At 72.3% G+C, this 13,665-nt stretch carries 11 protein-coding genes; 5 read left to right on the top strand and 6 right to left on the bottom strand.

Going from position 1 to position 13,665, the window contains the following annotated elements:
- The first annotated feature begins 90 nt into the window (after nt 1-90).
- On the top strand, nt 91-1,215 hold the full coding sequence (locus ACFYT4_RS29150; RefSeq protein WP_389275392.1) for a phosphotransferase: 1,125 nt from the start codon (nt 91-93) through the stop codon (nt 1,213-1,215).
- Nucleotides 1,216-1,344: 129 nt separating this feature from the next.
- Here the strand turns inward: ACFYT4_RS29150 and ACFYT4_RS29145 are convergent, their stop codons facing one another.
- Both ACFYT4_RS29145 and ACFYT4_RS29140 read right to left on the bottom strand, forming a co-directional pair.
- Nucleotides 1,345-2,109 carry an ABC transporter permease gene (locus tag ACFYT4_RS29145; protein WP_389275389.1) on the bottom strand — a complete coding sequence of 255 codons (765 nt, stop codon included), beginning with the start codon at nt 2,107-2,109 and terminating at the stop codon, nt 1,345-1,347.
- Entirely contained in the window at nt 2,102-3,247 is a 1,146-nt protein-coding gene (locus ACFYT4_RS29140) for an ATP-binding cassette domain-containing protein (RefSeq protein ID WP_389275386.1), read from the bottom strand. The genes ACFYT4_RS29145 and ACFYT4_RS29140 overlap by 8 nt, the downstream gene beginning before the upstream one ends.
- Nucleotides 3,248-3,329: 82 nt before the next feature.
- Between ACFYT4_RS29140 and ACFYT4_RS29135 the strand changes: the two genes are divergently transcribed.
- The 3 genes from ACFYT4_RS29135 to ACFYT4_RS29125 all read left to right on the top strand — a co-directional run bounded on the left by ACFYT4_RS29135 (nt 3,330) and on the right by ACFYT4_RS29125 (nt 7,169).
- Complete coding sequence (locus ACFYT4_RS29135) at nt 3,330-4,097, top strand: TetR/AcrR family transcriptional regulator C-terminal domain-containing protein (protein ID WP_389275383.1); 768 nt, start codon at nt 3,330-3,332, stop codon at nt 4,095-4,097.
- 68 nt (nt 4,098-4,165) lie between these two features.
- Nucleotides 4,166-4,840, top strand: coding sequence for a TetR/AcrR family transcriptional regulator (locus ACFYT4_RS29130; RefSeq protein ID WP_389275380.1), 675 nt, complete (start codon nt 4,166-4,168; stop codon nt 4,838-4,840).
- A gap of 58 nt (nt 4,841-4,898) precedes the next feature.
- Nucleotides 4,899-7,169 (top strand): HelD family protein, encoded by a 2,271-nt coding sequence (locus ACFYT4_RS29125; RefSeq protein ID WP_389275377.1) that lies wholly within the window; start codon nt 4,899-4,901, stop codon nt 7,167-7,169.
- Between the two features lie 141 nt (nt 7,170-7,310).
- Here the strand turns inward: ACFYT4_RS29125 and ACFYT4_RS29120 are convergent, their stop codons facing one another.
- The 4 genes from ACFYT4_RS29120 to ACFYT4_RS29105 all read right to left on the bottom strand — a co-directional run bounded on the left by ACFYT4_RS29120 (nt 7,311) and on the right by ACFYT4_RS29105 (nt 11,711).
- Nucleotides 7,311-8,393, bottom strand: a complete 1,083-nt coding sequence (locus tag ACFYT4_RS29120; protein WP_389275374.1) for a selina-4(15),7(11)-diene synthase — start codon at nt 8,391-8,393, stop codon at nt 7,311-7,313.
- Between the two features lie 1,210 nt (nt 8,394-9,603).
- Entirely contained in the window at nt 9,604-10,020 is a 417-nt protein-coding gene (locus ACFYT4_RS29115; RefSeq protein WP_389275371.1) for a VOC family protein, read from the bottom strand.
- 10 nt (nt 10,021-10,030) lie between these two features.
- The gene (locus ACFYT4_RS29110; RefSeq protein WP_389275574.1) at nt 10,031-10,555 is read right to left on the bottom strand and encodes a helix-turn-helix transcriptional regulator; all 525 of its coding nucleotides are present in this window, start codon (nt 10,553-10,555) and stop codon (nt 10,031-10,033) included.
- Between the two features lie 91 nt (nt 10,556-10,646).
- Nucleotides 10,647-11,711: an ArsR/SmtB family transcription factor gene (locus ACFYT4_RS29105; RefSeq protein ID WP_389275368.1), complete on the bottom strand. Its 1,065-nt coding sequence runs from the start codon at nt 11,709-11,711 to the stop codon at nt 10,647-10,649.
- Nucleotides 11,712-11,778: 67 nt separating this feature from the next.
- Between ACFYT4_RS29105 and ACFYT4_RS29100 the strand changes: the two genes are divergently transcribed.
- On the top strand, nt 11,779-13,002 hold the full coding sequence (locus tag ACFYT4_RS29100) for an MFS transporter (RefSeq protein ID WP_389275365.1): 1,224 nt from the start codon (nt 11,779-11,781) through the stop codon (nt 13,000-13,002).
- Nucleotides 13,003-13,665: the final 663 nt, after the last annotated feature.

The following is a 13,665-nucleotide window of genomic DNA, read 5'->3' as shown; positions in this document are numbered from 1 at the left end:
CCTCTGGAACATTGGCCGGAAGGTAGCTTCCTCTCAGCACTTCCGTACCCGGAACACCGAACGGCACGACGAGCACCAAGGGCACCAGCGATGACAGTCGAGTTGGCTTCGGACGTACGTCGGCGGGCCGGTGAGCTGAGCCACGGCGGCCAGGAAGTCGAAGGCCCCCTCAAGGGCTACCACAACGAGACCTACGCCATCCCGCTGCCTCCCGAGAACGCGCTCTCCCAGCGGTTCGCGCGCGGCAAGTACCGCGCCCCGCGCCCCGGGGTCCTCTGGTACGACCGGCGGTGCTTCGCCTCCGAGGACCGGCTGCTGCTCGCCCTCCAGGGCCGGATCTCCCGTATCCCGGAAGTCGTCGAGATCTCGGAGAACGTCTTCGTCCAGGGCTTCGTCGAGGGACGGCCGCTCGGCGGCGGAACGCTGTCGGGCCGTTCCCTGTCCACCCATCACGAGCAGCAGCTCGGCCAGCTTTTCGGGGAGCTGGTGACCTTCGGCACCGGGGCCCTCGGCGGCGTGCCCCGCACCGACTGCGTCCCGGGGGACCACCCTCGGTCCGAGGACACCCCGACCGCGTTCCTGAACCGGCTCATCGACTTCACCCTGATGCAGGTCTACGACGAGAACGTCAAGGTCTACGGCACCCTCTTCGACGGGCTCGGCGCCTCCAGGGACGCGCTGGAGAAGCTCAGAACACCGGCGGAGCTGCTCGGGCACCGCCCCTTCACCCTGGTCCACGGCGATCTGCACCGCCACAACTTCATCGTCGACCGCGCCGGTGACCTGTGGACCATCGACTGGGAACTCGCCATGATCGGCGACCCTCTCTACGACCTGGCCACCCACTTCCACCTCATGGGCTACTCGCCGCGCGCCGAGCGCCGGGTCGCCGATCTGTGGGTGGCGGCGATGGAGACCGCCTGGTCGGGGGAGAGTACGAAGGGGTGGGAGGCGGATCTCGCCCGGCTGCTCGCGTACAAGCGGGTCCAGTCCGTCTTCACCGACGTCGTACGGGCCGCGAAGGTGCTGGAGACGGCGGCCCGGGGGCAGGAGGCCCCCGGGCGCACGGACGGGAACTGGCGGGTGCTGCGCGCGGCCCGGAAAGTCCGGCGCGCCCTGGTGGCGGCCCGGGTACCGCTCGGGATGACGACCGTGCCGACGCTGACCCAGGTCCGGACGGTCTTTCTGAACTGGCTGCGCACGTCCGGGGTGTGACCCGGCGCCGTCCCGCGTACGGCCCGGCGCCGTCCCGCGTACGGCCCGGCGCCGTCCCGCGTACGGCCCGGCGCCGTCCCGCGTACGGCCCGGCGCCGCCACCTCGTACGGCCCCGCGCCGTCATCGCGTCACCGCGTACGGACCCGGAAGAGCGCCCCCGACATCCCCACCGCCGCCACCAGGATCCCCCCGCACCACGCGAGCGCCACCCAGGGAGAGGTGCCCACCGGCTGGGAGAGGAGCAGGCCGCGGAGGGACTCGATCAGGGGGGTCACCGGCTGGTGTTCCGAGAAGGCGTGCAGCCAGCCGGGCATGGTGTCGATCCGGACGAACGCGCTGCTCGGGTAGGGCAGGAACGTCATGAAGAAGGTGAAGCCGCTCGCCGCCTCGGGAGTGCGGGCCAGCAGGCCGATCGCCGCCGAGAACCAGGAGAGCGCGATCAGGAACGCCACCAGCAGGCCGAGCGCCGCGAGCCAGCCCGCGAGGGAGGCGGAGGGCCGGAAGCCGATCAGCAGCGCCACGGCGAGGACCAGCGCGGTCGAGGCGAGATTGCGCAGGGTGCTCGCGGCGACATGACCCGCGAGGACCGCCGTGCCGCTCACGTCCAGGGTGCGGAAGCGGTCGATGATCCCGCCCTTCATGTCCTCGCTCACCCCCACCGCCGTACCGGCCGCGCCGAAGGAGGCACAGAGGATGAGGATGCCGGGGACGACGTAGGTCACGTACTCCGTCCCGGTGTCGATCGCCCCGCCGAAGAAGTAGACGAAGACCAGCATCAGCATCACGGGGAGCGCCATCGAGGTGATGACGGCGTCGACGTTGCGCCGGCTGAGGCGGACGCTCCGGCCCGCCATCGTCGTCGCGTGGGTCCAGCCGGTCAGTACGTCAGACATGTGCGGGCTCCTCTCCGGCCGACGGGCGGCCCTTGCCGTTCGCCGGGCCGTGGCCGGCCGGGGTGCCGCTGTCGGTGAGCGGGTCCCCGCCGAGGAGCGGGTCCCGGTCGTCCGGCGGGCCGTCACCGGCCCGGGTGTCCCCTCCCGCCGACGGGCCCGTGCCCGTCAGGGTGAGGAACACGTCGTCGAGCGTGGTCTGCTGCAGGGAGAAGCGGATGACGTCGCACCGCTCCGGGTCGATCTCGTCCAGCAGCGCCCGTACGCCCGCGGCCGTGCCGTCCGTCGGCAGACCGATCGTCAGGCTCCCGGGGGAGCGGCGGACCGTCCGGCCGTCCGGGAACCGGCCCGGAAGCCGGCTCTCGACGCGCATGTACGCCGGCGCGTCCGCGAGGACCAGATCGATACGGTGGCCCGCGACCTTCACCTTCAGCTCCGCCGCCGTCCCCTGCGCGATGATCCGGCCGCCGTCGACCAGGGCGATCCGGTCCGCGAGCCGGTCGGCCTCCTCCAGATACTGGGTGGTGAGGAAGACCGTCGAGCCGCCCGCCGACATCTCCCGTACGACCTGCCACAACTCGGCCCGGCTGCGCGGATCGAGACCGGTCGTCGGCTCGTCGAGGAAGATCACCTCCGGGTGGCCCACCAGCCCCGCCGCGAGGTCGAGGCGCCGTCGCATACCGCCGGAGTAGGTGCCGGTCCGCCGGCGGGCGGCCCCGACGAGATCGAAGCGTTCCAGCAGGTCGGCCGTGCGGCGGGCCGAAGCCGCGCGGGACAGCCCGCAGAGCCTGGCCATCATCCGCAGGTTCTCCTCACCGGTCTGCTTGTCGTCGATGGCGGCGAACTGGCCGGTGAGGCCGATCGCGCCCCGTACCCGGGAGCGCTGGGCGACGACGTCGTATCCGGCGACGCGGGCGTGCCCGGCGTCGGCCGTCGTGAGCGTGGTGAGGATCCGGACGGTCGTCGTCTTGCCCGCGCCGTTCGGGCCGAGGAGCGCGAAGACGCTGCCCTGGTCGATACGCAGGTCGATGCCGTCGAGCACTCTGACCCTTCCGTACGCCTTGACGAGACCCGCGGCCTCGACCGCGGGCGGCTGTTCCCCTGTGTGTTCCACTGTGCGCACTCCTTCTGCGTATGTCATACGCGTTACTGTGTAAGGGTTACGCATTACTAGGATGGGCGTCAAGGGAACCAGGCGAGGGACAACGGAGAAGGGGTGAGGGGTGACCGAGGGCCATGACGGCGAGCGGACCGGACTGCCCGCCAGCGTCGAAGCGGCGTGGGGCCTGCGCGAACGCCCGGCCAAGGGGCCGAAGCCCGGTCTCAGCCTGGACCGGATCGTCGGCGCGGCGGTCGCCCTCGCGGCGGCGGAGGGGCTCGGCGCGGTGTCGATGGGGCGGGTCGCCAAGGAGCTGGGCGTCTCGACGATGTCCCTCTACCGGTATGTCGGCGCCAAGGACGAGCTGTACATCCTGATGCAGGAGGCGGTTATGGGCCCGCCGCCCGAGCCGCCCGCCCCCGGAACGGACTGGCGGGAGGCGATCACCGACTGGGCGGTGGCGCAGCGCGTGCTCTTCCGCCGCAACCTGTGGGTGCTGCGCGTCCCGATCTCGGGCCCGCCCGCGACCCCCAACTCGGTGGCCTGGTGGGAGCGGGGCCTCGCCGCGCTGGAGGGCACCGGTCTCGACGACGGCGATCAGATCTCGCTCCTCGTCCTGATCTCCGGTTTTGTGCGCAACGACTCCCTGCTGACGGCGGATCTGGCGGCAGCGGTCGAGTCCAGCGGGGTGAGCGCGGAGGAGGTCATGCGCCGGTACGCCACCACGCTGAAGCGGCTGGCCGACCCGGCACGCTATCCGTCGGTGGCGCGGCTGCTGGAGTCCAGGGTGCTGGACGAACCGGACGTGCCGGACTACGGGTTCGAGTTCGGCCTGGACCGGATCCTGGACGGGGTCGCGGTCCTGATCGAGAAGCGGCGGGCCGGCTCATGAACGCGGGGCCGGGCGCCGACGCGGGCGCTGACATGGGTGGGGGTACGGGCGCGGATCGGGGTGCTGAGGTGGGTACGGGCGCCGAGGGGGTACGGGGTACGGGCGCGGGCGCGCCGGGACTCCCCGGGGGCGGCGGACTGCGCGAGCGCAAGAAGCGGCGGACCCACCGCGCCCTGTCGGACGCCGCGATCGCGCTGTTCCTCCGCAAGGGCTTCGACGGTGTCTCCGTAGCTGAGATCGCCGAGGCCGCCGAGGTCTCCAAGCCGACGCTCTTCCGCTACTTCCCCGCCAAGGAGGACCTGGTGCTCCACCGGTTCGCCGACCACGAGGACGAGGCCGCCCGTGTGGTGACGGGCCGGCCGCCGGGGATCTCGCCGCTGGACGCGCTGCACCGGCACTTCCTCGACGGCCTGGAGCGGTCCGATCCGGTGACCGGGCTCAACGACCATCCGGACGTGCTCGCCTTCCACCGGCTGCTGTACGGGACGCCGAGTCTGGTCGCCCGGCTGTACGCGTACCAGGGCAGGTCGGAGGAGGCGCTGGCCGGCGCTCTCGGCGGGGGTGTCGCGGACCGGCTGGCCGCCGGGCAGATCGTCGCCGTCCTGCGGATCCTCGCCGAGGAGAACTGGCGGCGGATCGCGGCGGGCGAGAGCGCGGACGCGGTACGACCCGGCGCGGCGAAGGCGGCCCGTCTGGCGTTCGACCAGCTCAGAGAGGGCATCGGCGGGCTGCGCAAGCCCTGACCTCGTATCGAATGTTGCCGAGTTAAGAAAGTTACTCGGTTACGTTATTCTCGGCGGAATGACGGAGCCAGATGACGCACTCAGCCCTGCCTCCCCGGAGGCCCCCGCCCCCGCCCCCGTCCTCTCCGACGAGCACGCCCACGACCACGGCCACGCCCTCGTCCGGGAACGCGCCTACCACGACACCTGCCGCGCCGCCCTGGCCGCGATGGTCGACGACGCGGACCACCAGGTCGTCATCGGCGAGAACGCCTTTGCGTCGGGTGCCGACGCCGAGGTCCTCGGCCACTGGCTCCGCAGCCGGGCCAAGGAGATGAAGGAGGAGCCGGACGGGCCCCTGTTCTTCGGACGGCTGGACTTCGCGGACGACGAGAGCGCCGGAGACCACCGCCGGCAGAGCTACCACATCGGCCGTCGCCGTATCACCGACCGATCGCGGGGGCAGACGGCACCACCACTCGTCGTCGACTGGCGCGCCCCCGTCTCGCGCACCTTCTACCAGGCGGGTTCCCGGGACCCGCAGGGCGTGTCGGTACGCCGCCGCTTCGGATGGGCACCGTTCAGCCGGGGCGACTCGGCGGATCTGACGGGCCTGGAGGACGAGCACCTCGTCCGCGACGAGTCCGCGCCCGCCGGAGCCGTACCCGGCCCGGCTCCCGTACCCGGTTCGACCGACCCGGCAGAGGCGCCTCACCCGACCGGTCCGACCGGTGTCACCAGCGCGATCGTCGCCGACGAGATCGAGCGTCCCCGCGTCGGCCCGATGCGGGACATCGCCGCCACCATCCAGCCCGAACAGGACGATCTCGTACGGTCGGACCTCACCCGGTCCCTGTGTGTCCAGGGCGCGCCCGGCACGGGCAAGACGGCCGTGGGCCTGCACCGTGCCGCGTATCTCCTCTACACCCACCCGCAGCGCGTGCGGCGCGGCGGACTGCTGATCCTCGGGCCGAACCGCGCGTTCCTCTCGTACATCTCCCAGGTGCTGCCGTCCCTCGGCGAGCGGGACATCCGGCAGTCGACCCTCCAGGAGGAGATCGCCCGCCACGAGGTCCTGGCCGTCGACAGCCCGGCCGCCGCGGCGGTCAAGCACGACGCCCGGATGGCGGAGGTGCTGCGCCGGGCCCTGTACGCGAGGGTCGCGCAGCCCGCCGGACCGGTCACCGTGCCCGACGGCTCGTACCGCTGGCGCGTCCCGCTCGGCGAACTGGAACGGATCGTCGAGGAGGTGCGCGAGGCGGCGCCCCCGTACTCCGTGGGACGCGAACGCGTCCGCACCCGTGTGGTGCGCGCGGTCCAGCTCCAGGCGGAGCGGCGGGCCGGGCCCCAGGGCGGCTCCTGGGCGCAGCGGGTCGGGCGGTCCCGGCCCGTCACCGCCTTCCTGGACACGGTCTGGCCCAGGACCCGGCCCGAGGAGGTGCTGGCGGCCCTCCTCACCGATCCGGCCGCCGTGCCCGGGCTCGGCCGGGACGAACAGGACGCGATCCGCTGGGAGAAGCCGCCGCGTACCCACCGCTCGGCGCGGTGGACCGAGGCGGATCTGGTCCTGCTGGACGAGCTCGCGGGACTCGTCGAACGCCCCGGCGGCTACGGCCATGTCGTCGTCGACGAGGCCCAGGACCTCTCTCCGATGCAGTGCCGGGCGATCGCGCGCCGTTCGGACTTCGGCTCGCTGACCGTCCTCGGGGACCTCGCCCAGGGCACCACTCCCTGGGCGGCCACCACCTGGCGTGCGCAACTGGCCCACCTCGGCAAACCGGACGCGGCCGTGATCCCCCTGACGACGGGCTTCCGCGTCCCGGCGGTGATCGTCGGTCTCGCGAACCGGCTCGTCGGCGCGCTCGGGGTCGATGTGCCGGCCGCGCGTTCCCTGCGCCGCGACGGCGAGCTGAGCATCCGGCGGGTCGGCGATCTGGCGGCGGCGACGGTCGACGCCGTACGGGCCGCGCTGGCCCGTGAGGGGTCGATCGGGGTGATCGCGGCCGAACCGGACACCCACCGCCTCCGCGCGGCGCTCACAGCCGCGGGCATCCCGGTGGACGACGGCCCCGGGAACGCGCCGGACGCCCGGGTGACCGTGCTGCCCGCGACCCTCGCCAAGGGCCTGGAGTACGACCATGTCGTCGTCGCCGAGCCCGCTGCCGTCGTGGCGGCGGAGGCGCGCGGCCTGCACCGGCTGTACGTGGTCCTCACCCGGGCCGTCTCCGCGCTGGACGTACTCCACGAACGCCCGCTGCCCGGGGAACTGCTCACCGCGACCGAGGACGGGCGGAGCCGTGGGTTCCGAAGCGGCCCGGGAGTCCCCGGCGCGAACCGGGCCGGAACGTGAGCGCCGCGGGTCCCGTACGGCACTCGGCGCCCCGGCTCCCGTGTCCGCCGTGCGCCGGGGCGGACGGCCTCGGCCCCTGCCACCGCGGTGAGCGCGGTGGCAGGGACCGTACGGGATCGCGCTCCCGGCCGGAGCGCCGGATCAGACGGTGGCCGCCTGGAGGGGCCTGCGCTCCGTCTGGAGCAGGTTCCACCACCAGCTGATCACCGGGATGTCGAGCGGTACCTCGCTGTCGTCGGTCGGCGTGGCCCGGAAGGTGCTCGGCAGATTCGCCGGGTCGTGCGGGGTGGTGTAGCGCAGCGAGCTGATGCCCCAGTCCTGGGCGCCGCGGATGAAGTGGGACAGGCTCGCCAGATACCGGCGCAGCTGCGGGCTGCCGGTGACGTCCAGCATCTCCTGCAGCCGCAGGAAGAGGCACATCACCCGGTCGCGCTGGGCGATGACGGTGGCGAGCGCCTCATCGGTGGTGAGGCCCTCGTGGTGTTCGAGTACCCGCAGGGCGTTGAGGTAGTAGCCCCGGCTCGTCCTCTCCTTGTGGTGGGAGAAGATGTCGTTGTCCCACACGATGATGAACGACGCCATCTCGCCCGCCGCGCGGGTGGCGGGATGATCGCGCTCGTGCGGCTGGAGTTCGTAGTCGTGCGCCATCTCCAGCATCGGGAGGACGACGGTGGTGGCACCGTCGTACAGGCGCATGAGCGTGTAGTCGTTGAGGTCGGGCACCGTCCCCGCGCGACGGTGGTCGGCCTCCCAGGCGACGGAGAAGAAGTACTCCCGCAGGGCGTCGACCCACCGGGCGGACTGCCCGTGCGTGCCGTAGCGGGCGATACGGGCCCGCAGGTCCCGCAGTCCGTTGGCCAGCGGGTCGGTCAGCAGGAACGGGCTGTCGGGGTTCTGGGCGACCCGCAGCAGGCGGTGGAGCACGCCTGCGAGATCACCGGGGCGATGGCCCAGGTCGCTCTCCTCGCAGTAGCCGTCGTCGACACCGAAGAGCCAGAGGATGAAGTCGGCGAGGAGGGAGACGACTTCCTCGCGGCCCTCCGGAAGGATTCTGGCCGAGAACGTACCGATGTCGTGACGGACGAGTCGGCTGCGCAGTTCCGGGGAGCCGATGCCGAAGGTCTCCGCCCAGGTTGCTGTCTGGGCGTCGATATCGGCATGGCTCGGGTGGATCGCCGGAGATATCGGGGAGTAGATCGGCGGAACGATGAGCTGGGGCCCCACCCTTGATCACCTCTCTGCGGAATTGACCACTATGTGTACGGACATGCGCGGGGGGTGTCGTGTATTGATCAACTACGCCGCATAGTACTCATGGGTCATAAGCCGTCCAACAGGGGCTTCTCGCCACACCGTCGCCCGGCACTCTCCCGTACGTCGGGCGCGGCGGCATCTGTGATGACCGGAATCGATCGGTCGGTCCGCGGGGTTCCGCAGGGACTCTTCGGGCAAAACCCCTGGTGGGGCGCCCTGAGTGAGGTTGGCTGGAACATGACGCGCCGCGGTCCGCGGGTGATCGGGGCGCTGATGCTCCCGGGGCTGGCGTGCCGGGATTACAGCGGGTGAGACATCCGACACACTCAGCAGGCAAGTGGGGGGTAAGTCAGAGTAAAAACGGATACTTCTGCATCAAGAGGGGCATGAGGGCGGGGTCGGTCCGGGATGCCCGTCGGCGTGTCGACATGGCGATCTCTCGTCAACGTGACGCACCTTGGCCAGAAATGCACGTTTGGGAGGAGACGGCGTCAGAAGGCCCTCGAAATGGCCGGGTGACTCAGTGCTCCGGCACCCCGAAATGGGACCACAGTGCATCGAGCCGACTTCGCGGCCGTCGACGGTGCCGGCCCTCCAGCGCCGTATGTCAGGCCAAGGGCACCGGAAACCGGACGGTGGCGGGCGGGGGACGTGCGGGCGTGCGAGCCGCAGGGTGGCGGGCGGCGGGCGTGCGGGCTGTGGGGAGGCGGGCGCCGGACGGCGGGCATGCGAGCCGCAGGGGCGGCGGGTTGGGCCGGCCGCACCGGCCTCGGGCCCGCGCGCGGGTCGCTTGTCGGCCGGGGGGCGGTCGCTTGGTCGCCAGGCGGGCGTCGGTCGGCGGTCAGGTATATCGGACAGCGCTCAGGTGCCGGACGGCACGCGGCCGGGGCGGGAGTCGCGGGGCGCGGCAGCCCTCGGCGTATCTCCCGGGCGTCGCGCGATCACCGCGTGATCCTCACCGCCCGGCTGCGGGTGGAGCGGGCCCGGCGGGTGGCGCCCGGTGGCATGTCCTCCACCTGGCGTACCGCCAACCCCGTGCCGCCGGTATCTCGGCCTTCCCCCGCTGTCGCGCCACCGACCCCGGACTGGGCCCGCAGCAGCACGGAGCCGTGCTGTCCCGGCAGTGCGGGACGGCACGGCTCCGCGGCCGCGTCCGGAGTCCGTCCGGCCCTCGAAGTGATCAGCCGGTACGGCGCTGGGTGAACCTGAGCATGTTGCCGGCCGGGTCGCGGAAGGCGCAGTCGCGGACGCCGTAGGGCTGGTCGATCGGCTCCTGCAGCACTTCGCCGCCGGCGGCCCGGATACGTTCGAAGGTGGCGTCACAGTCGCCGGTGGAGAAGATCACGCCGCGCAGCATGCCCTTGGCCAGCAGCTCCGCCATGGCCTGCTTGTCGGCCGGCGAGGCGTTGGGGTCGGCGAGCGGCGGTTCGAGGACGATCTCCACGCCCGGCTGCTCGGGCGACCCGACGGTCACCCAGCGCATCCCCTCGAACGCGACGTCGTTGCGCACCTCCAGACCGAGGGTGTCGCGGTAGAAGGCGAGCGCCTTGTCATGGTCGTCGACGGCGATGAAGCACTGTGAGAGCGTGATGTCCATGCCGTCGACGCTACGGCGCGGCGTCGGGTTCCGCTTCTCCGATCGTGACCGGCTCGCAGTCCGTGACCGGCTCGCTGTTGGCGACCGACGTGCTGTTCGCGACCGGCCGGCCGTTCCCGACCCGCTCGCCGTTCCTTCTGACCGGCCGGGTGAAGGTCTTGGCGACGCACGCCGGAATCGCGGCGCCGGCCTCGTGGCGGCGGGCCCGGTACGCGCTCGGGGTCTCGCCGACCAGCTCGGTGAAGCGTGAGCTGAACGACCCGAGCGAGGTGCATCCGACCTCGAAGCAGACTTCCGTCACGCTCAGGTCGCCCCGCCGCAGCAGCGCCTTCGCCCGCTCGACACGGCGGGTCATCAGGTAGTTGTACGGCGTCTCGCCGAAGGCGGCGCGGAAGCTGCGGGAGAAGTGCCCGGGTGACATGAGTGCGACGCGGGCCAGTGCCGGAACGTCCAGCCGCCGCGCGTAGTCGCGGTCCATCGTGTCCCGCGCGCGCCGCAGCCGTACCAGGTCCTCCAGCATCACGTGCACCAGCATCGCACGGCACCGCCCGCCCGCCACCGCCCCGATCCGGCGGAGCGGCACCCGTCGCGCCCGTTCCGTCCGGGAAGCCGCGAGCCAGTTGTCGTCAACCATGCCTCCTGACCAGGGAGTTTCTGGACTGCTGAGCACTGTCGCCGGGCCGGCCGGTGGATGCCCGGTCCGGCTCCCGGCCACCGGTACCGGCCCCCGACGCCTCCATGAGGACCTCCCCGGCCGCCGTTCGCACGTACAGCACCGACCGCCCGGCCCGCCGCCGCTCCACCAGCCCCGCGTCCCGCAGCACCCGCAGATGCCGCCCCACCGACCCCAGCCCCTGCCCGGTCACGGCGACCAGCTGCGTCGTACTCATGGGAGTCCCGAGCAGCACCAGCAATCCGGCCCGCGCGGTCCCGATGAGCGCCCCGAGCCCGGACGGGACGGGCCGCCGGCCGTGGTCGTCGGCGAGCACCCCGAGACACGGGTAGACGACGGCGTACCGCTCCCGTCCCTCCCACGACACCCAACCGGTCCTCGGTGTGACCGGCATGAACAGCAGCTCGGCCCCGGCGGCGATCTCCCGCGGCGGATACGCGTTCGGGTTGACCTGGAACCGGCTCTCCCCGAGCCACCGCGTCGTCCCCGGCTTCAGCGAGTCCAGCGCGGCCGCCCAGCCGCCCTGGTTCACCCGCGCGGTCCGCGCGACCATGTCGGCCTCCAGGATGCGCCGCCTGCGCTCCCAGTACGGCCGTACGGTCTCCTCCCAGACGTAGGTCAGGAGCGCGGTCGCCCGCTCGGGAAGGTCGTCCCGCTCCAGGGCGGCGGGGAGCGGGCCCCGGAGGGACACGCGGAGGTCGGCCCGTGCCTCCCCGGTCCCGGCCGCCCGTACCCGGGCCACGGTCTCCTCGAAGCTCTCCCCGACGCACGAGGTGGGGCAGAAGAAGTCGGCGATCCAGGACGTGCCGATCGCCGCTCGCACGAGCGGCGCGGCCACCGGGTCGGCCGCGAGGCGCGCGTGGTAGCCGGGCAGGTGCGCGCGCAGCCAGGCATTCTCGCCGGGATGGGCGCCGGTCCCCGCGTGCAGCAGTTGCAGGCTGGCGAAGGTCTCGGCGAACGGCGAGAGCGCGAACCGGCTGCGGGCGAGGGTGTCGGTGCCGATCTGCCACAAGCCCATGCGTACGACCTTTCGCGTGTCGGCGAAACAGTAAACACGGTCCCCGGCCGCTCCGAGACTTCGACGCATGCCCAGCTACCGCTCCCTGTTCCGCACCCCGGAGTTCACCCCGTTCCTGCTCTCCTTCGGTACTTCCGCCGCTGCCCACACGATCGGCGGCCTGGCCCTCGGCACCCTGGTCTTCCGGGCCACCGGCTCCCCGTTCCTGTCCGCGGTGAGCATGTTCGGCCCGCAGCTGGCGCAGTTGCTGGGGGGCGCGTTCCTGCTCTCGGGCGCCGACCGCCTGCCGCCGCGCGCGATCCTGTCCGCCCTCGCCCTCGCCTTCGCGGCCACGACGGCGGTGCTGGCACTGCCCGGCCTGCCGCTTTGGGCGGTCTTCGGCGTCGTACTCCTCCAGGGCCTGGTCGCCTCGCTGGGCGGGGGAGTGAACGGGGGACTGCTGAACGAGATCCTGTCCAAGGACGGCTACGTCCTGGGGCGTTCGGTGTACAACATGCTCTGGGGCCTGATGCAGATGGCCGGTTTCGCGACGGGCGGCGCACTGCTGGCATTCCTCTCCCCACAGACGTGTCTGCTCCTCGCGGCGGTGCTGTATCTGCTGTCGGCCCTCGTCACCCGCCTGGGCCTCACGGCCCGCCCACCGCGCTCCTCCGGCCGCCCGTCCGTCTCGGCGACCTGGCGCACCAACGCCCTCCTGTGGTCCTCACGTCGCCGCCGCCTGACGTACCTGGGCCTGTGGGTCCCCAACGGCCTGGTGGTCGGCGGCGATTCGCTCTACGTCTCCTACGCGCCCGCGGCCGCCGGCACGCTGTACGCGTGCGGGGCGCTGGGCATGTTCGCGGGCGACATGGCGGTGGGCCGGCTGGTACCGGCCGCAGTACGCCCCCGTCTCGCGACCCCGCTGCGCCTGCTGCTGGCGGTTCCCTACCTGTTCTTCGTCCTGCGGCCGGGAGTGACGCTGTCGGCCGTGGCCGTCACCGTCGCCTCCGCCGGCTTCGCCGCGAGCCTGGTCCTCCAGGAACGCCTGATGTCCCTCACCCCCGACGACCTCGCGGGCCAAGCCCTCGGACTGCACGCCACCGGCATGGCCGCCCTGCAAGGCGTCGGCGCCGTCCTCGCGGGCACGCTGGCTCAACTGACCTCCCCGGCCACGGCGATGACGCTGATGGCGGCCGGATCGGTCACCGTGACCCTGATCCTCGCGGCGCTGGGCGGGCACGAGGAACGACGACATCCGTCCGTCCCCGCTATGCGCCCGGGTGTCCTGCCGGAACCCGCCGCCACGGACTAGCCAGGGCCTTCCACTCGGATCGGGCCGTGCCGGGGAGCGGGGTCCGGCGCCGGGGTGTGCGTTCCCAGTGAGGTATCTCTGAGCTGCGCTGTGTCAGTTCTGCCGCGCACCCGATCCCCGACCCTCAACGCCGCCCGTGCCCCTGGGCGCCCGCTCACCGAGCCTCCGCCCGCGACACCGGCGTGGCATCCGACAGGGGTCGCGACAGATCCGCTGTCAGCTGTCCCGGCCAGAGCAGGTGGAACACCGTCGCCAACACCGCGATCGGATCACCGAGCAGCGCAGCCGCGGACCGGCCGCCCGGCCTCGAACGGCACCGAGACCGCATCCGCCAATGGCAGCCGATGTTCACCCTGGTCGTCCCGCCAGTCGACCGCGAAGCCGTGTACTTGTGACGGCTTCGTCCCCTCCAGCACACCCAGCCCCATGCATGCCACGGCCGAGTGATGACACAGTCCGCCGCGATGCTCCGTCGCCGGGCCGTGTCTCTTCACTGCTGAGGCGAGGCGAGGGGCCTTCGGCAAGACTCGTGGTGGCGGCGCAAGCCCGCACGGCCCATGGCCACCGGCCCTGACCTCGCTGACATTCGGCAGGGGCTGAGCGTCACGTCGGCGGTCGGGTGAGTTTGGCGGCCACGGCGTCGAGGACCCAGTCCAGTCCGAT

Source organism: Streptomyces sp. NPDC004609 (assembly GCF_042873655.1).
Taxonomy (GTDB): domain Bacteria; phylum Actinomycetota; class Actinomycetes; order Streptomycetales; family Streptomycetaceae; genus Streptomyces.
This window is presented reverse-complemented; position numbering and strand designations above follow the sequence as displayed.

Bases quoted from the DNA above. Each gene is read 5' to 3' on its own strand.
- ACFYT4_RS29150 (WP_389275392.1), top strand. From the start codon at position 91: ATGACAGTCGAGTTGGCTTCGGACGTACGTCGGCGGGCCGGTGAGCTG.
- ACFYT4_RS29145 (WP_389275389.1), bottom strand. From the start codon at position 2,109: ATGTCTGACGTACTGACCGGCTGGACCCACGCGACGACGATGGCGGGC.
- ACFYT4_RS29140 (WP_389275386.1), bottom strand. From the start codon at position 3,247: ATGACATACGCAGAAGGAGTGCGCACAGTGGAACACACAGGGGAACAG.
- ACFYT4_RS29125 (WP_389275377.1), top strand. From the start codon at position 4,899: ATGACGGAGCCAGATGACGCACTCAGCCCTGCCTCCCCGGAGGCCCCC.
- ACFYT4_RS29115 (WP_389275371.1), bottom strand. From the start codon at position 10,020: ATGGACATCACGCTCTCACAGTGCTTCATCGCCGTCGACGACCATGAC.
- ACFYT4_RS29110 (WP_389275574.1), bottom strand. From the start codon at position 10,555: ATGCTGGTGCACGTGATGCTGGAGGACCTGGTACGGCTGCGGCGCGCG.
- ACFYT4_RS29105 (WP_389275368.1), bottom strand. From the start codon at position 11,711: ATGGGCTTGTGGCAGATCGGCACCGACACCCTCGCCCGCAGCCGGTTC.
- ACFYT4_RS29100 (WP_389275365.1), top strand. From the start codon at position 11,779: ATGCCCAGCTACCGCTCCCTGTTCCGCACCCCGGAGTTCACCCCGTTC.